Source organism: Brevibacterium sp. LE-L (assembly GCF_050214925.1).
GTDB lineage: Bacteria > Actinomycetota > Actinomycetes > Actinomycetales > Brevibacteriaceae > Brevibacterium.
Genome location: NZ_CP189759.1, coordinates 1,077,637 through 1,093,616, shown reverse-complemented (window position 1 = coordinate 1,093,616; position 15,980 = coordinate 1,077,637). Strand labels below are relative to the sequence as shown.

16 protein-coding genes, 2 pseudogenes and 1 riboswitch are annotated in these 15,980 nt (G+C 63.7%); of the genes and pseudogenes, 10 read left to right on the top strand and 8 right to left on the bottom strand.

Annotation, left to right across the window (positions count from 1 at the left end; translation table 11 throughout):
• Positions 1 to 3: 3 nt before the first annotated feature.
• From ACQE2J_RS04900 to ACQE2J_RS04885, 4 genes and pseudogenes are all read right to left on the bottom strand, one after another.
• Positions 4 to 1,473 carry an MFS transporter gene (locus ACQE2J_RS04900; protein ID WP_426937212.1) on the bottom strand — a complete coding sequence of 490 codons (1,470 nt, stop codon included), beginning with the start codon at positions 1,471 to 1,473 and terminating at the stop codon, positions 4 to 6.
• On the bottom strand, positions 1,470 to 2,078 hold the full coding sequence (locus tag ACQE2J_RS04895; protein WP_426937211.1) for an NADPH-dependent FMN reductase: 609 nt from the start codon (positions 2,076 to 2,078) through the stop codon (positions 1,470 to 1,472). The genes ACQE2J_RS04900 and ACQE2J_RS04895 overlap by 4 nt, the downstream gene beginning before the upstream one ends.
• 166 nt (positions 2,079 to 2,244) lie before the next feature.
• On the bottom strand, positions 2,245 to 2,835 hold the full coding sequence (locus tag ACQE2J_RS04890; protein ID WP_426937494.1) for a GNAT family N-acetyltransferase: 591 nt from the start codon (positions 2,833 to 2,835) through the stop codon (positions 2,245 to 2,247).
• A 45-nt stretch (positions 2,836 to 2,880) separates the two neighbouring features.
• Positions 2,881 to 3,258 (bottom strand): annotated as a pseudogene (locus ACQE2J_RS04885) (SRPBCC family protein); the annotation flags it as partial.
• A gap of 260 nt (positions 3,259 to 3,518) precedes the next feature.
• On the opposite strand from ACQE2J_RS04885, the gene ACQE2J_RS04880 reads away from it, so the two are divergent.
• The 3 genes from ACQE2J_RS04880 to ACQE2J_RS04870 are packed head-to-tail and all read left to right on the top strand — an operon-like array spanning position 3,519 to position 6,115.
• Positions 3,519 to 4,316: an alpha/beta fold hydrolase gene (locus tag ACQE2J_RS04880; RefSeq protein WP_426937210.1), complete on the top strand. Its 798-nt coding sequence runs from the start codon at positions 3,519 to 3,521 to the stop codon at positions 4,314 to 4,316.
• Complete coding sequence (locus tag ACQE2J_RS04875) at positions 4,313 to 5,227, top strand: M23 family metallopeptidase (protein WP_426937209.1); 915 nt, start codon at positions 4,313 to 4,315, stop codon at positions 5,225 to 5,227. The genes ACQE2J_RS04880 and ACQE2J_RS04875 overlap by 4 nt, the downstream gene beginning before the upstream one ends.
• A gap of 18 nt (positions 5,228 to 5,245) precedes the next feature.
• Entirely contained in the window at positions 5,246 to 6,115 is an 870-nt protein-coding gene (locus tag ACQE2J_RS04870; protein ID WP_426937208.1) for a LysR family transcriptional regulator, read from the top strand.
• Positions 6,116 to 6,134: 19 nt separating this feature from the next.
• Here ACQE2J_RS04870 and ACQE2J_RS04865 read toward each other — a convergent pair whose 3' ends face one another.
• Positions 6,135 to 6,851 (bottom strand): hemerythrin domain-containing protein, encoded by a 717-nt coding sequence (locus tag ACQE2J_RS04865; RefSeq protein WP_426937207.1) that lies wholly within the window; start codon positions 6,849 to 6,851, stop codon positions 6,135 to 6,137.
• A 442-nt stretch (positions 6,852 to 7,293) separates the two neighbouring features.
• A pseudogene (locus tag ACQE2J_RS04860) lies at positions 7,294 to 8,517 on the bottom strand (ABC transporter ATP-binding protein); the annotation flags it as partial.
• Between the two features lie 39 nt (positions 8,518 to 8,556).
• Here ACQE2J_RS04860 and ACQE2J_RS04855 point away from each other — a divergent pair.
• On the top strand, positions 8,557 to 10,128 hold the full coding sequence (locus ACQE2J_RS04855) for a recombinase family protein (RefSeq protein ID WP_211209010.1): 1,572 nt from the start codon (positions 8,557 to 8,559) through the stop codon (positions 10,126 to 10,128).
• Positions 10,129 to 10,172: 44 nt separating this feature from the next.
• Here ACQE2J_RS04855 and ACQE2J_RS04850 read toward each other — a convergent pair whose 3' ends face one another.
• On the bottom strand, positions 10,173 to 10,373 hold the full coding sequence (locus ACQE2J_RS04850) for a hypothetical protein (protein WP_426937206.1): 201 nt from the start codon (positions 10,371 to 10,373) through the stop codon (positions 10,173 to 10,175).
• A gap of 996 nt (positions 10,374 to 11,369) precedes the next feature.
• A complete protein-coding gene (locus ACQE2J_RS04845) occupies positions 11,370 to 11,573 on the bottom strand; it encodes a hypothetical protein (protein ID WP_018022526.1) in 204 nt (67 codons plus the stop codon).
• A 205-nt stretch (positions 11,574 to 11,778) separates the two neighbouring features.
• Positions 11,779 to 11,895: riboswitch (TPP riboswitch) on the top strand.
• A gap of 34 nt (positions 11,896 to 11,929) precedes the next feature.
• On the opposite strand from ACQE2J_RS04845, the gene ACQE2J_RS04840 reads away from it, so the two are divergent.
• The 6 genes from ACQE2J_RS04840 (at position 11,930) to ACQE2J_RS04815 (ending at position 15,972) form a co-directional block, all read left to right on the top strand.
• Positions 11,930 to 12,403 carry an NUDIX hydrolase gene (locus ACQE2J_RS04840; protein ID WP_018022527.1) on the top strand — a complete coding sequence of 158 codons (474 nt, stop codon included), beginning with the start codon at positions 11,930 to 11,932 and terminating at the stop codon, positions 12,401 to 12,403.
• Positions 12,400 to 13,209 (top strand): bifunctional hydroxymethylpyrimidine kinase/phosphomethylpyrimidine kinase, encoded by an 810-nt coding sequence (thiD, locus tag ACQE2J_RS04835; RefSeq protein WP_018022528.1) that lies wholly within the window; start codon positions 12,400 to 12,402, stop codon positions 13,207 to 13,209. Before ACQE2J_RS04840 ends, thiD begins: the two co-directional genes overlap by 4 nt.
• A 72-nt stretch (positions 13,210 to 13,281) precedes the next feature.
• Entirely contained in the window at positions 13,282 to 13,752 is a 471-nt protein-coding gene (locus tag ACQE2J_RS04830; RefSeq protein WP_018022529.1) for a nucleoside 2-deoxyribosyltransferase, read from the top strand.
• On the top strand, positions 13,742 to 14,749 hold the full coding sequence (locus ACQE2J_RS04825) for a thymidylate synthase (RefSeq protein WP_018022530.1): 1,008 nt from the start codon (positions 13,742 to 13,744) through the stop codon (positions 14,747 to 14,749). Before ACQE2J_RS04830 ends, ACQE2J_RS04825 begins: the two co-directional genes overlap by 11 nt.
• Positions 14,704 to 15,501, top strand: a complete 798-nt coding sequence (locus ACQE2J_RS04820; protein ID WP_096157498.1) for a class I SAM-dependent methyltransferase — start codon at positions 14,704 to 14,706, stop codon at positions 15,499 to 15,501. Before ACQE2J_RS04825 ends, ACQE2J_RS04820 begins: the two co-directional genes overlap by 46 nt.
• Entirely contained in the window at positions 15,502 to 15,972 is a 471-nt protein-coding gene (locus tag ACQE2J_RS04815) for an NUDIX hydrolase (protein ID WP_101582768.1), read from the top strand.
• Positions 15,973 to 15,980: the final 8 nt, after the last annotated feature.

Below are 15,980 nucleotides of genomic sequence, written 5' to 3'. Positions count from 1 at the left end.
CAATCAATTTACCTTACTCTCCCTCGGCAGACTCTCAAAACGACTGCGCATCGGACGCCCGAGAAGGACCATGACCACGAATGCACCCACTGCGCAGACCGCCGCAAGGCCCCACTGCGCGAAAGTCCAGCCGAAGCTGATTGCTCCCGCGAGTGCCGCATCGCCACCGATGTCGACACCCGTCGCAAGCCTGCCCGCCAGTTGCGGATCACCGGTCTCCAATCCGATGAGTCCCACGACCGCCGAACCGAACAGAGCCATAATGAGCGTTGTCGATGCTCCTCGGACCGTGTTCACCAAGCCTGCTGCCTGCCCGTGCTTCTCCGGCTCGACGTGATTCATGGCCTGCGCATCCACGATGCCTGTGGCTGTCCCCAGACCGAGACCGATGAGCACGAGGGGAAGGATCAGCTCTGGCGCGGAAGAATCGGGGGACACTGCGAACCCGAGCCACGCATTGCCGGCAGCGATGGCGAGCAGGCCAGGACCGATCATCAGTCGGGCCGGCACTTTGGTGCTCAGCTGCCCCACCAGCATCGGCAGCAGCACCATGGGCACGACCGGAGTCAGCAGCATGAGCCCCGACTGCGACGGAGTGTATGCGAAGACGCTGTGCAGGTAGCTGGGCAAGTGGGCGAGCAGTCCGGCGTAGCCGAACGACACTGTTGCCAACGCGATCAACCAGCCCGAGAAGTTCGGGTTGCGCAACAGCGAGAAGTCGATGATGGGAGAAGCGACTCTGCGAGCATGAAATCGGAGTGCTGCGAAGCACACAAGAGCAAGCATGCCGGCGCCGAGCGTGACTGGGTTTGCCCAGCCGCGACTGGGCGCCCCAGCTATCGCGAGCATAAAGGAGCAGAGGCCGGCGACGACCAGCGCGGCACCGATCCAATCGATACGCACCGAGTCGTCCCCATGGGATTCCGGCAAGGCGAAGGATCCGGCGAACACAGCCAGACCTGCCAGAGCGAACGCCATGAATGCACCCCGCCATCCGAGCGATTCGACCAGTCCCCCCGATACGACAGGACCCGCCGCAAGTCCGACTGCGGCCGCTGTTCCGATCGCGGCGAACATTCGACTTCTGACAGGACCGGTGAATGCCGCTGCAGCAGTTGCCGCACCGCCTGCCATCACTGCCGCGGCCCCCATCCCGCTCAACACTCTCCCCGCGAGGAGTATGGTGATGCTCGGCGCGAAAGCGGCACAGACCGCGCCGAGGATGTAGATGACGATGCCGAAGCGATACGTTCGTCGCCGCCCGAGGTTGTCCCCCAGGGAACCGGTGACCAGCATGAGCGACGAGGCCGCAAGAAAGTACCCGGTGACTACCCACGACGCCGCAGATCCTGCGGACTCCAGGTCATCGCCGATTGCCGGCACTGCAACACTGGCCCCGGACATCGCCAACGGCAGGAGAACCGCGCCGAGGAGAATGACCGGTACGGCCCAGGAAGATGTTCGCGTGTTCATGCCGCTGAGAGTTTCCGACGCACGGTGGTCATCGCCTCAGCCCATGTCACCACCGCATGCAGAGTGGCAGACAGATCACCCAGTTGGCGCAGCGCCGGAGCGAATGTTCCTGTCGCCGCGGGGTCGGACTCATCCCAGCCGGTGTAGTCGAAGTCCGTAAACGTCGACAGCACGACCTGTGCACCCACATCGGCAAGTCCCAGTTCAGCGGCAATCATGCGCATCTGCTCGACTGCACGAACGCCGCCGTGCATTCCATAGCTGACGAATCCGGCCGACTTGTTGATCCATTCGTTGTACAGATAGTCGATAGCGTTCTTCAACGGACCCGGTACGCCGTGGTTGTACTCGGACAGGACGAAGACGTACCCATCGTAAGAATCGATGGTCTCTGCCCACTGTCGCGAATAGGCATGCTCATACACACCCCACGCCGCAGGTGCGGGCTCGTCGAGGACCGGAAGGGCGAAGTCGACCAGATCGACGATGTCGAAGTGCACTCCTTCCGGCGCTTTCGCTCGCCCGTGTTCGTATACCCAGTCGGCCACCATGCGGCCGCGGCGGTGTACGCGGGTGCTGCCGACGATGATTGCGATTCGAGTCATGACTGTCAGACCTCCATATGTAAAGTAAGTGTTGTACTTTACCTACTTTAATGGTCGATCTCCCCCGCCACAAGCCCCCCTCGTCGACAAACATCAAGACAGTGAGCATCTACGTGGAAACGCAGATTCCCACCCGAACGAGCCTCACTGCCCCGTGCAGCGAGCGTCACGTCAGACGGTCACTGAAGACTTCTTCGATCCCGTCGGGTCCGCGCTCGTCCATGTCGGGATCGCGCCGGAGGCCCAGCTTGAGTGCCACGTTTCGCGAGGCCAGGTTCTCTGGTCGCACCCGGGCGACAACGGGACCGTCCTCGGCATGAGCGTCGGCCCGCTCAAGCGCCGCCTTGACAGCCTCGGTCGCATATCCCGACCCCCATGCGTCCGGATGAAACCGAGCTATCAGGTTGCGGGCCGGCATGCCGTTGATATGCATCCTCTTCGTCCCGCAGTAGCCGATGATTCGCCCCGTCCGAATCTCCCGCACGCACCAGTACCCGTATTCGTGATCCGCCCAGTGGCGAAGCCACCTCTCGATGAGTTCGGTCGCCTCCTCAAGGTCGCTGACGTAGTCCGAAGGATTGTGCGCAACAGCGCGGTGGTCACCGACGATGGCGAATATGTCCGCGGCATCGTCACGGTCAGGCACATCGAGGACCAGGCGAGATGTGTGGAGGCGGCGGGTTCCGTTCGCATAAGACGAGGCGTTTCGCCTTTCCTGCTCCGAGGCCCTCTTGATCCGCAGGAGAGTATGGTCCATCCCGTCCCTCATGCTCCGTGTGAACGCGGCCGTTCCGCCCATGTGCTTTTCGGTCATGGCATGAGCCCAATCGGATATTCCGTGCGGCGCCTCGCGACGGTGGACCACGCGAGTCGCCTCCGCACCCATCGGCTCCAGAGTGAATGACCACACCAGCCAGTTTTCGTCGACCCGAAATGCCATTTCACGGAGGGGCACGAACCGTACGATCTCCGCAGATGTCGACCACTTCATTCCGTGGTCATGATTGTGATTGACGAAGCGGACGCCAAGCGATGCGGTGTCCGCACCGTCGCAGAATTCCGACGAAACGACCTGTGGGCTCCATTCGGCGAGTCGACGAGGATCGCCGACCAACTCCCAGACCTCTGCAAGTGGCGCATGGATGATTGTTTCGGTTTCCAGCTCTTCGAGCGCAGGCACGTCATCTCCGTTCCGCTCGGCACAGACGTGTCAGCCCTTGCCTCTCTCGCCTTCCATCGCCGGCATCACTGCTCATGCGCAGCGGAGACAGCACCGGAGGACAGCAGCATTGACGACGACGCTGTCGAGTTCAATTAGTGTAAAGTACATTCTGTACTATACCTTTTCTCTGCCGCGAACATGCCGTTCGGGCAATTCGACGACGATACCGGTACACGATTTCGGCTCAACTACGCCGCCGTTTCAGATGAGGACGACATATGACAACCTCGAACCACGACTTCGAATCATTGCTCATCGAACGCGAAGGCATACAGCTGCACGCGGTGCGGCGAGAAGGATCCGGGCCTCCGGTCATCGTCGTGCCCGGAGCAATGGCGGATTCCCACGATTTCATTGCGGCCGTGCGGGCGATGAACTGCGCGGGACCCGTGTTGATCCTCGACCGACGGGGTCGGAGGCAAAGCGGCGCACAGGGGGCAGGGTACAACCTGCACACCGAGATCGGCGACCTGCGGGCCTGGATCGATCATCTTAAACAGCCGGTGCACCTCGTGGGGTGGAGCCTCGGTGGGACGATCACACTCGAAACTGCCGCCCAGGACACGCGCGTTGAATCAGTGGTCGCCTACGACCCCGTGCTTCCTCCGTTCGCCGAGGACGCCGTGTCGACTATGGCAGAGGCCGATCTCGATGAACGGGTCGTCATCATCAACCGCGACATCAGCGGGCTCGAACCTGAGCTTGTCGAAGCCATGAAGGAACAGCCCGAGTGGCCACACCTGCGAGAACTGGCCAGGCCCCTCGCTCCGGAACTCGCCGCTCTCAACGATTTCACGCCCAGCACCGAATGGGACAACGTGGCTGCGACTCTGATCGTCGGCGAACGATCGCATTCGGTCGAACCATATGGACCTGCCTTCGACCGCGTATCGGAGCGCATCCCACGGGCACCGATCACTGTCCTGCCCGGGCAGGGACACCTTGCACACCTCGAAGACCCCACTCTTCTGGGCACCACTATCGGTGACCTCCTGACCGAAGCGGTGTCGACATGACGAGCGTCGAAGACAACCCCGTGTCTTCTGTGACCGCGCTGCGGGAGTGGATGTTCAGAGTTCGAATCATCCTCGCCCACGCTGTGGTCGCCATTATGCTGATCACGGCCGTGGCGGCATTTCTTCCGACCCCGCGACCATTGCTGACCATGCTGTCCGGCGCGTCGTATGCTGCACTGACGCTGGCGGCGATCTTTCTGGCTGTGTGCGCCTTCGGCCGTCCCCACCGTCCGACCCGGCTTCATCTTCTGCACCCACCCGTCCGAGGCCGATGGCTCGCGGCGAACAGTCCCGCGACGAAGGTTCCCAGTCACGGAGTGCGCATGTACGGCCAGTCTCATGCCATCGACCTCGTCGCGTGGCCCGAGGAGAGTCAGGGAGTCGCAGACTACCCCACGACGACCGGTATGCTCCCAGCGGATCAGTTCCCCGGTCAGGGGCTCCCCGTACTCGCTATGGTCGACGGCGTCGTCGTCAATGCGAGCGATTGGCAGAGGGACCACCGCAGCCGGACAAGTCCTCTCTCACACGTCTACCTCGCCATCGAGCAGACAGTGCGAATGATGGGCGGCCCACACTGGGTCTTCGGCAACCACGTCACGATCCGGGCAGACGATGGGACGTTCGCCGTCGTTGCCCACATACGCAGACGATCTCTTCGAGTGCAGGTGGGCGATCGGGTCAGAGCTGGAGACCACATCGCCGACTGCGGCAATTCGGGGAACAGCACGGAACCTCATGTCCATGCCCAGCTCATGGACCGCCAGTCCCTCTGGTTGGCTCACGGACTTCCCATGGGACTCCTGCATGCCGAATTCTTGCCCACAGACGATGAGACCGACCTGGTTCGAACGGACACACCTGTCCTCCCGGCCAACGGCCAGCTCATGATCGCAGCCGTTTCGTTGTGACTCGCGAAGTAGGTCCCCATGGACATGTCCAAACTCGAAGCCTTCATCCTGGTCGCCGAGGAGGAGTCGTTCAGTGCCGCCGCCGATAGAGCCGGTATGGCACAGTCGACGATCAGTTCGCGCATCAAGGAACTCGAGACTGTGTTGGGTCAGAGTCTTTTCCTCCGGAGCACGCGGAGGGTGAGTCTGTCTCCGGCAGGAGTCGCCGTCCTGCCTGCGGCTCGGACTGCTCTGTCGTCGTTGGACGCGGTCCGTCAGGTCGTCGACGATATGGCAGGAATCCGCCATGGACGAATACGCCTCGGCGTCATCGCCGGGGCCACCGTCCCTGGCCTGGGAGGAATCCTGGCAGATTTCGCCAGTGACTTCCCCGGTATTGATCTCGTCATCACGTCGCAGTCAAGCGATGCCCTCGAACGTGCCGTCGCAGACGGCTCAGTGGACATCGCTCTGGTGGTCCGGTTCGGCACCGCGGCCCTGCGATGGGAACGGCTGCTGCGCGACTCACTGATCGTCGTTGATGACTCGCCGCGGCAGGCCCGGATGTCCGCGACTCCCTTTTCGAGCCTGCACGAGACTCGTCTGATCATCCTCGACGGCGGGGTCGGCGTTCGACAGGCTCTGGAAGCGGAGGCTCGACGGGTTGGAATCTCACTGAGCATCGTCGCCCAGGTCGCGACTCCTGCCGTCGCCGAGGAGCTGCACGCTCGAGGCTTAGGTCGGCTCATCGTCCCGAACTCGTTCGCACAAAGACGGGGCGCACCGCTCGTGGATGAGCACGGCAGTGAGCTCAACGTCGACGTCGGTCTCGTCGCCCGCCCCGACCTGCACGCCCCGGCTGCAGTACTCCTCATGTCCCGGCTCATCGAGGGGATCGGAGACCGTTGAGCGGAGTCGAGGATCCTGCTCATCGCGGGGTCAGCCGACTCCTGATCCGCGCGGCCGGAGTGCCTGCCCAGACGCTCGCACCCGGAACCGCCGCGATAGACGAAAGTGGCCCGGCCATCACTCGCCAGAAGGGAACGGGCATGCGAGTGCGCCGCAATACCGATGGGTTCCAATCGACCCCGTCGCATATCCAGGCAAGGAAACGGAGCGCCTCGAGCGGCGTATAGCCTGCAGCCCATGCCCGCTGTTCGAATTCCTTCCATTCTTGGTGGGTGAGCACACGAGTGGCAATGTCCATTCCGTCGGCTTCCTCGTGCTCGAGGTGCGCCCGCAATGGTCCCTCCAGCACATCGAGTGCGGCAAGAACCTCCTGCGGACCATTGCGTGCGGCGACGAGCCCGCGGGCAGCCGACTCAAGGTCTGCAAGCGGTTCGTCGATTGCCTGGTGCTCGTCCTCCATTGCATCGAGCAGAGCAGAGCTCTCCGGTGAGCGCTCGAGCAGCAGGGGCCACAGAAAGTGGTCTTCTCCCTCATGGTGTCGGCGCAGCTCACCCATATTCCACAGCAGCATCCGACCGAGGCTGCGTGCGCGCCGCGGGCTCAGCCAGTGCGGGTTCTCCAGCAGGAATCGGGCTCGTTCGAGATCTCTGCGCAGTGCTGCGTGGAAGAGGGTCATCGTCAGAGTGTCGGCGGGCCTGGTCGCATCCGGCGACCGCTTCACGGCCATTTCACTCATCACTGGCTCCCTGCGTGGTCAGATGAATCGGTGTCGTCGCGATGTCAGCTGGTCCACCGACCGCCGGCTTCCAGTTCCAGGGCGATTCAGCGGCCGATACCCGCAATTGTGCTCTCATTGTGCGGACTTCGAGTGTGCTCATTTTCTTGGGACCTTTCTTGAACTCGTGGAATTCAATAGTGTCGCCAGTGAAACTGTGCCGTCCAACCGATCTTTTCGTACCTATCTATCGGCCATTTCGATAGGTCCGAAAGCAGAGGTCTTCCCGCCCAGATCAACGTCAATAGACACAGGACCAGTCCGTGCGAAAGACCTCACGCCTCAGCGCTCGTCGGCAGACTGACCTCGATCGACAACACATTAGGTGCATCGCCCAACACATGAGGTCCGAGCCATCTGTTCGCGAACAGATGGCTCGGACGTTTTGTGGTAATTCAGCCCCTCAGAACTTCGGCACGTCAGAGATCAGCGTCCGCGTGTACTCGTGCGTGGGGTTCTCCAGCACCGAGGCGGTCGGACCGTAGTCGACGATCTTGCCCTTGTTGAGCACGGCGAGGTTGTCGGCGATGTGCCTCGACAGCGCGATGTTGTGCGTGACGAAGAGCATCGCCAGCTGTCGTTCCTCCCGCAGGGTCCGCAGCAGCGCGACGATCGAGGCCTGCACGCTGACATCCAACGCCGAGGTGATCTCATCACACACCATCACCGACGGCGCATTGACCAGGGCTCGGGCGATCGCGGCCCTCTGCCGCTCGCCACCAGAGAGGTCACCGGGACGCCGGTGGTAGAACGACCGCCCCAGCCGCACCGAGTCGAGGGCCTCCTCGACGGCGGCCTTCCGACTCGCGGCCGTGCCCTCACCGCTCATCTCCAGCGGCACCGACAGCGACTGACCGATCGACCGACGCGGATTGAGCGAGGAGAACGGCGACTGGAACACATACTGGATGCCCACCCGCTGCTCGTTCGTGCGCTTGCGCGTCGACCGCGCCAGCTCCGTACCCCGCAGCCGCACCGACCCGGAGTAGTCGTCGTTGAGCCCGGCCACACACTGCGACAGGGTCGTCTTGCCCGACCCCGATTCGCCGAGCAGCATCGTGCACTCCCCCGGTTCCAGGACCATGTTGATCCCGTTGAGGATCTGCGCCTTCCCGTAGGCGAGCGCCACATCCGCGACCTCGAGCAGAGGCGCATTCGCCGAGGCGGCGCCACCGTCCCGCTCTCCCGCCGAGGCGTCCCGCTCCCCCGCCGAGGCGACCGCCCCGTCCGGTGCGTCACCGCCCGATCCGGAACCGCCCGGCTCCCCGGGCCCGCCAGGCTCCCCCGTCGAGACGAGGATGTGCGTCTTTTCGTCGTCCTCCGAGGGTTTCTTCTCCTCTGCGGCACCGTCGCCGATCGTCTTGCGGCCGGCGAGGTCCGGCACTGCTGCCATGAGCATCTTCGTGTACTCGTGCTGCGGGTCATCGAGCACCGACGACACCGGTCCCTCTTCGACGAGGTCACCGCGCAGCATCACAGCCACCCGGTCGGAGATGTCCTTGATGACGGCGAGGTCGTGGGTGATGTAGAGGCCTGCGACATTGTTCGCCACCGTCATCTGCCGGATCGTGTCGAGCACGACCGACTGCGTGGACACGTCGAGACCGGTCGTCGGTTCGTCGATCAAGTTCAAGGGGCAGAGGGAAGGCAGACGCACCTGATGTCCATGAACACCACCACAACGAACACCAACACGACCACGACGAACAGGCTCTTGGAGCTACCGCTGCTCACGCCGGAGTTGCGGGCCGCGGTCGAGCGACTCCGGGAGATGGCCGAGGACGACTGGACCGCTTCGATCCTGTATGGGCGGGCCTCACAGGACCGGCACAAGCTGATGCGCTCGATCGATGACCAGCTCACTGACATGGTCGGCTGGTGCCTGCCGATCGAATGGTACCCGGAGGCGATCGTCCGCGATGCTGACCGGTCGGCCTCGCAGTGGCGCAGGCGCGAACGCGAGGGCTTCGACGAGGCCATGGCCTTGATCGAGTCCGGCAGGTATGGCGGCTTTGCCTCTTGGGAGCCGTCTCGTGCCGGGCGCGATATGGAGGTTTACGTGCAGCTGCGCAAGGCCTGCCAGCGCGCCGGGGTCCTCTACCTCACCCACGGCAGGGTGTATGACTTCTCCCGCTCCGATGACACGTTCATGATGGGCTTCGAGTTCCTCCGCGCCGAAGCGGACGCGAACACGATGCGCGAGCGGCAGTTGCGCACAGTCAAGCTCAACGCGGACAAGGGCCGCCCCCACGGTCGCCTCCCGTACGGATACCGGCGGGTCTACGACCAGCACACCGGTGTCCTGCTGCGCCAGGAACCCGACCCCCACACCGGGCAGATCGTCCGCGATGCCGCCCGTGATGTGCTGGCTGGTAAGTCCATGTACTCGATAGCGATGCGGTTGCAGGATGCTGGGGAGCCGACACCGAAGAAGCCGTGGGCCGAGAGTCCCCGCGGCTGGGATACCTACACCGTCCGCCAGGTGCTCCAGAACCCCACCATCGCCGGCAAGCGCGTCTACCGCGGTGAGGTCATCGGCCAGGCGCAGTGGGAGGCGTTGATCGAGTGGGAGGACTTCCAGAAGATCCAGCGCCTGTTCGCCGATCCCGGACGTCTCGTCAAGGGCGGTGGCGGGATGGCCGCGAAGACGCTCATGGTCCACATCGCCCGCTGCCACTACTGCGGCCGCCCTTTGAAGCGGGCCACGATGCGGAAGAAGGAGAGGACTCCGGCGGTGAAGTACCAGTGCCAGTTCCGGGGGTGCTATAAGACGATGATCTCCCAGCCGGGCCTGGACGCCTATGTCGAGCAGGTCGTGCTGGAGTGGTTCCAGAACCCGACCAACCTCGCCTGGCTCACCGGCGACGACGACGGCGACTGGCTCAAGGTTGCCGAGGCTGCCGAGCAGAAGCGGGCGGCGTTGCAGGCCCGCCTGGACGAGGTCATCGCCCAGTACGCGGCCGGGAGTCTGAACCTCGACACGCTCACGAAGCTGGAAGCCGCGTTGCGGCCCCAGATCGCCGAGGCCGAGCAGGCGCTCATCCCCCCGGTGACCGACGAGCGGGTGCGTGCCCTGGTCACCGCCGAGGATGTGCCTGCCGCGTGGGCGGGCCTGCCACTGTTGGAGCGGAGGAAGATCATCAAGGCCACGTTCAACGTCCGCATCCAGCAGACTCAGAACCGGGGCCAGAACGCCTTCGAGCCCGAGCGGGTACTCATCGAGCCCCGCGCACTCTAAAGGACGTGGGGCTCGATGCCGAGACGGTCAGGATGCCGGGTGGGTCAGGTGGCGTCGCCGCGGAGTTGGTAGCGGATCAGCTCGGCCTGCTCGGCACTCATGGGCGGGAACCGGGAGGCTGTGGTCTTCGCGGCCTGCCGGATCGTCTCCCGGTCGGTGTCGGTCAGGGCCTCGTCGTCGATCGCCAGGCGCGGCCTCGTCGTCGTGGTGGGCGTATGGGTCTGGGGTGTCGGGATACTGTTCATACCCGACAGGTACGCCCATACACCCGAGGTTCAAAAACAGCAATCACTGCATCTAGCCATCCGCGCAGGAGCGAGCTACTATATGTGGATGGTCAGTGCTGTCGTGCCCTTGGAGGCCCCGAAAACGGGGTCGGGCACGGGGGTGCCGATTCGGCGCCCCCGGAGCAGTCACCAGCGGAACGTCACGGTGGTGAAAATTGTGCACCACCGTCAGCCCGCTGTCGTCGTCTCCGGCAGCACGGTTGTGGCAATTTGCCACCACCGTCGACCTGCCCTCGTTCTTGACGGTGGTGCCACGGTGGCACCACGGTCGGCTCGAGCCCACGGGGGTGAAAATTTTCCACCCCCGTGCCCAAGCCAACGGTCCCGCAAATTTTGCAGGACCGTGCCCGCGCCGGGGGCCGGTGAACGGCTCCGGAAATTTTCCGGCCCCGTTGCCCCTGCACGGTTCGCACCTGCGGATGGCATGGTGGTGCCGATTCGGCACCACCATGGCCTGCCCGCGCGAGGCGTACGGCGCCGCCACAGTGGCGGCACCGTGGGCGTCCCCCTGGCACGGTGGGAGGAAATTTCCTCCCACCGTGCCAGGGGTTTCGCCCTGAGAGGTTGGCCTGCGTCGTGATCAACGGGTCCGCCCATTTTGCGGACCCGTTCTCCTCGCCCGGACGTGACCGGGCCGCCCGCACGCTGCTCTCGTTCCGCTCGCCTGTGGCGGTACGTTGAGTGTTCATAGTCCGAGTCCTCGGTCATGTGGCCCCCGCCCCTGGTCTGGTGGACCGAACGGCGGGTCGGGGTCGAGGCGGTGTGCTCGCCGCTGCAACGCCGCTCGCAGCTCGTGATCCAGGGCACCTATCTCGCGCCGTGGGCGGTCTCGGCTTCCTTCCACGCCGCCGGGTCGGTGTAGCCGGGGATGTTGACGAGCACCTCGGTGCCGGGATACGTGTAATGATCCGGCATCACCGTCCACCCCCGCCCGAGACATTGGCCCGCGGCGTGTTACCGGGTGATGCCGTGCTTCGCGTCGATCTGCGCCAGCCGGACGGCGATGGCGTCATCGGCGGACATCTCTCCAGTGAGCACCTTGCGGCCCAGGGCACGGTCGGCGTCAGTCTCCTCTTCGCTAGCCATCCGCTGGCTCGCAGTGACCTGCGCTTCGAGCCGGTCGATCTCGGCCTGTTCCAGGGCCTTCGTCGTCGCCATGACCTGTCCTCCTTCATGCTCGCCCGACACCTTCCATTCTACCGTCCAAGGCCGACACCGACCAGTGACTCCACCCGTGAGACGGGCACTTGCTCCATCGGGCACAGTCGCAGCACTGGATAGGTGCGCAGCCGATCCCAACACCAGCATCCCGCAGCGGGCAATCCGCGCAGGGTGTATCTGTGACGGCATTCTGGTAGATTCGGGTTGCACCGAGGGGTGTCCCGTCAAGGGGCTGAGATACCACTGGACGTTGTCAGCGTGGTGACCCTAGAACCTGATCCGGATCATGCCGGCGAAGGGACTGGTCTAGCAGGGCTTCTTTCCTTCGCTGGCCTCCCCATTAGGAGGTTACAGTGTCCCATTCTGTTGTCGGCCCCGCGACGTCCTCAGTCGAGGTGCGCCCGAGGGTCGCGGTCATTTCCGTCCTCATCAAAGATGACCATGTCCTCTTGGTGCGTCGCGCGAACCCTCCTGATGCAGGATTCTGGGGATTCCCGGGCGGGAAGATCGAATTCGGAGAAACGATCACCAAAGCCGCCGAACGCGAACTCGGTGAAGAAACCAGCATCATCGGTCAGGCGACCGGTGTTTTGACTTCCGTTGACGCGTTCAGCCGAGACGAGACTGGACGGTTGGACAGTCACTACGTGCTTATCGCCGTGCTCTGCCAGTGGCGCTCGGGGCAACCCCACGCTGGCGACGACGCCCTCGAAGCACGCTGGTTCCCCCTCGACGAGGTCGACGAGGCCCGCCTGACTCTGAGCAAGGATGTCGCCGAGGTCGCCCGCTACGCCGCCACACAGCAGCAGAAGGAAGTGCACGCATGACGATCAAGAACGTCCTATCCATCGCAGGCACCGACCCCACTGGCGGGGCGGGCATCCACGCCGATCTCAAAGCCTTCTCAGCGAGGGGCACCTACGGTATGGCCGCGATCACCGCGGTCGTGGCACAGAACACGCGCGGTGTGCGCTCGTTCATGCCCCTTGATCCCTCTTTCGTCGGTGAGCAGATCGATGCAGTGTTCGACGATGTGCGCGTCGACGCGGTAAAGATCGGTATGGTCGCCAACGCCGCGATCGCCGAGGTCATCGCCGAGCGCCTGCAATACCACGAAGCCGAGACCGTGGTCCTTGATCCGGTGATGGTCGCCAAGAGCGGCGACAGGCTGTTGGACGACGATGCGGTCGCAGCCATCCGAGACACGCTCGTGCCACTGGCCACGATTATCACCCCGAACCTTCCCGAAGCCGCCGTGCTCCTCGACACCACAGATGTCACCCGCTTGGGGCAGATGGAGGACCAGGCCACCGGGCTGCGTGGCCTTGGCTGTCAGTGGGCGCTACTCAAAGGCGGGCATCTCACGAACGAGACGGTCAGTGTCGACTACCTCGCCGGCCCCGACGGGATCTCCACCTACACCTCTCCCAGGATCGAAACCCTCAACGACCACGGCACCGGCTGCACCTTGTCCTCGGCGATCACCGCACTGCTGCCTGACCACACCGTGCCCGAAAGCGTTGAACGGGCGAAGACCTACCTGCACGGCGCTCTCGTTGCCAGCGACCGCCTCGACGTCGGCCAAGGTCACGGTCCCCTGCATCACTTCCACCAGCTCTGGCCGCGCGGGTAGGGATGCAGAACAGCCCCTCCTCGTTCCGATCGGTAGAGCTAACCACTTCGACTCATGAAAGGAGCCGTGACGATGACGCGAAAGATGTTTCTCGCCGGCCCGTTCAAAGCTCTCGTCGACGCCGACACCCATGTGATGGGCGACGCCGCGATCGACAAGTACACTTCGATCATCGACTTCTTCGAAACCCAGGGGTGGGATGTGCACTGCGCCCACCGCAGAGAGCACTGGGGCCGTGAGTTCATGGAACCCAGCGAATGCACACGCATCGACTACACGGAGATCGCCGCCTGCGACGTCTTCGTCGCGTTCCCCGGCGCACCGGCATCCCCGGGCACGCACATCGAGATCGGGTGGGCCTCCGCCTGGAACAAACCCATCGTCTTACTCCTCGACGAGGGAGCCGAGTACGCGTTCCTCGTCCGAGGCCTCTCAGCGGTCGCCGACGTCCAGATGATCACCATCGATCCCGAGCAGCCCACCGGACCACGCATCCTCACCGCGATCGAGCACGCGCAGGCAGGAGCCGTCAGTGAAGCCTGAGTATCCCGACCTCCACACGCTCTACCTGGATTCCCTGCGACAGGTCTACACCGGGTTCGAATACCAGAACAGTCCCCGCGGGCAGGACGAACGCGAAATCATCGGCTACACCGCACGCCTGACCAACCCGGCCCGGCGGTACTGCTTGGCCAGGTCTCGTCGGCAGAACATCATCTTCAACTACGCCGAAGCACTGTGGTACCTCTCAGGGAAGAACGACCTCGACTTCATCCGCACCTACGCACCCTCGATGAGCCGGTACAGTCCCGACGGCCTCAGCCTGCCGGGCACCGGGTATGGTCCCAAACTGCTCAGACACGTCGGCGACGAGACTGCGATCGAACGAATCGTGAACATCCTCCGCGAGGATGACCCTGCGAGCAAGCGTGCCGTTCTGCAGATCTTCGACGACTCCGAAGACATCTACCGCCGCAACATCGACGTCTCCTGCACGCTGGCTCTCCAGCTGTTGCGCCGTGAGGACCGTCTGCACATGGTCGCGTTCATGCGCGCCAACGACGCGTACATGGGACTGCTCAACGACACGTTCTCCTTCACGTTCATCCAAGAATTTCTCGCCTCGATGCTGGGCCTGACCCCGGGTGTGTACATCCACAACGTCGGCTCGATCCACATCTACGAAAAAGACCTCACCAAGGTGCACACCCTCCTCGGCGGCGATGATCAGACGATCGTGGAGGAACCCAGCACTCTTCCACGGCTGCCCTCGGGGGCGAGCCTGGACCAGGTGCACCAGGTCCTCGCCCTGGAGAAGTCGATCCGTGCAGACGAGCTCCCAGGCCGCGCACTGGCGACCCTTGATCTTCCGGAAGCGTGGGTCGACATTGTCCGCCTGTTCTGGATCCACCGGCAACTCCAATACCAACGACCAGTCGACCCATCGATTATCGGCGACCTCCATCCCCTCCACCGGGAGCTGGTCGTGAGCCGATGGCCCAGCATCGAAAACGCGCGTGTGAGGGCGGTGCAGCAGTGACGACATCATGGACGACTCCGGCAGTCTCAGCAGGGTTCGATGCCTATGACGACTATGTCGAAAACCGACTGGCTTATACCCCGCTCGTCAATGACCTCCAAACTGCTTGCGGCCGAGGGGGGATCGTGCTCGATTATGGGTGCGGCAGCGGAAAAGTCTCACGACGCCTCCTCGACGCCGGAGCCGCAGCACAGGTCGTCGGAGTCGACATCAGCACCGACATGATCACCCTCGCCCGGGCGCAGACCCCGCAACCGGCCGCGCGATTCCACACCATCGACAGCGGCCACGTTCCCTACCCGGATGACACATTCGATGCGATCGTGTGCTGCTTCGTATTCATCAACGTGCCCACACGCGAGGAACTGAGAGCGATCGCCCGCGAGCTCGCCCGAGTGCTTACACCGACCGGCAGACTCTTCATCGTCGATAGCAACCCGGCGGCCACAGGAGTACCGTTCCCGACCTTCCGCAGCGGCGAGCCCGGCAGAGGCTACCGTGACGGAGACGAACGCAAGGTCAGCTTGCAGATCCCCGGCACCGGGATCCTCGAGCTTGTCGACCGGCACTGGTTCATCAGCACCTACGAGGCGGTGCTGACCGAGGCCGGCTTCACAGTCGACAAGGTCACCGACCGCGGAGCACAAACCGTAGAGGACGTCGGCTCCCAGGCACCTATCGACCATCCACCGTTCATGCAGATCACAGCCCACCTCCAAGACCACTCCGAGTCGACGATCGGGGCGGGGTAGATGACGCGCGACGCTTCCTACCCGAAGCCGGCGACGCTGGCGGCAGTGGTCCGAAAAGGACGTGTACTCCTTATCCGGCGTGCCCACATGCCCGACGCCGAGCGCTGGGCATTCCCCGGGGGCAAGATCGAACCCGGCGAGACCCTGACCGCCGCGACCGCGCGCGAACTCGCCGAGGAAACAGGAGTCCTCGCCACACCCGGTGATGTCTTCGATGCTGTCGACGTCATCGATGCCGACCACAATCTGCATTACGTCCTGATCGCAGTGCTCTGCCGATGGGAACGAGGGGAACCGGTCCCGGACGATGACGCACTCGAAGCGGCATGGTTCACCCTCGAGGAAATGGCTGCGATACCGGTCGCGGAAACATTCAACGTCCGCGCTATCGCCCAAACCGCGCTCGAGCTGGAACGCAAGCAACAGGAACACTCAAGAAGCCAGAATGCCCATTTGCCGGATAGCACGTAGTGATATCA

Coding starts and splice junctions, on each gene's coding strand:
- ACQE2J_RS04870 (WP_426937208.1), top strand. CDS start 5,246: ATGGACATGTCCAAACTCGAAGCCTTCATCCTGGTCGCCGAGGAGGAG.
- ACQE2J_RS04880 (WP_426937210.1), top strand. CDS start 3,519: ATGACAACCTCGAACCACGACTTCGAATCATTGCTCATCGAACGCGAA.
- ACQE2J_RS04855 (WP_211209010.1), top strand. CDS start 8,557: ATGAACACCACCACAACGAACACCAACACGACCACGACGAACAGGCTC.
- thiD (WP_018022528.1), top strand. CDS start 12,400: ATGACGATCAAGAACGTCCTATCCATCGCAGGCACCGACCCCACTGGC.
- ACQE2J_RS04850 (WP_426937206.1), bottom strand. CDS start 10,373: ATGAACAGTATCCCGACACCCCAGACCCATACGCCCACCACGACGACG.
- ACQE2J_RS04820 (WP_096157498.1), top strand. CDS start 14,704: ATGGCCCAGCATCGAAAACGCGCGTGTGAGGGCGGTGCAGCAGTGACG.
- ACQE2J_RS04865 (WP_426937207.1), bottom strand. CDS start 6,851: ATGAGTGAAATGGCCGTGAAGCGGTCGCCGGATGCGACCAGGCCCGCC.
- ACQE2J_RS04895 (WP_426937211.1), bottom strand. CDS start 2,078: ATGACTCGAATCGCAATCATCGTCGGCAGCACCCGCGTACACCGCCGC.
- ACQE2J_RS04845 (WP_018022526.1), bottom strand. CDS start 11,573: ATGGCGACGACGAAGGCCCTGGAACAGGCCGAGATCGACCGGCTCGAA.
- ACQE2J_RS04830 (WP_018022529.1), top strand. CDS start 13,282: ATGACGCGAAAGATGTTTCTCGCCGGCCCGTTCAAAGCTCTCGTCGAC.
- ACQE2J_RS04815 (WP_101582768.1), top strand. CDS start 15,502: ATGACGCGCGACGCTTCCTACCCGAAGCCGGCGACGCTGGCGGCAGTG.
- ACQE2J_RS04875 (WP_426937209.1), top strand. CDS start 4,313: ATGACGAGCGTCGAAGACAACCCCGTGTCTTCTGTGACCGCGCTGCGG.
- ACQE2J_RS04890 (WP_426937494.1), bottom strand. CDS start 2,835: ATGGACCATACTCTCCTGCGGATCAAGAGGGCCTCGGAGCAGGAAAGG.
- ACQE2J_RS04900 (WP_426937212.1), bottom strand. CDS start 1,473: ATGAACACGCGAACATCTTCCTGGGCCGTACCGGTCATTCTCCTCGGC.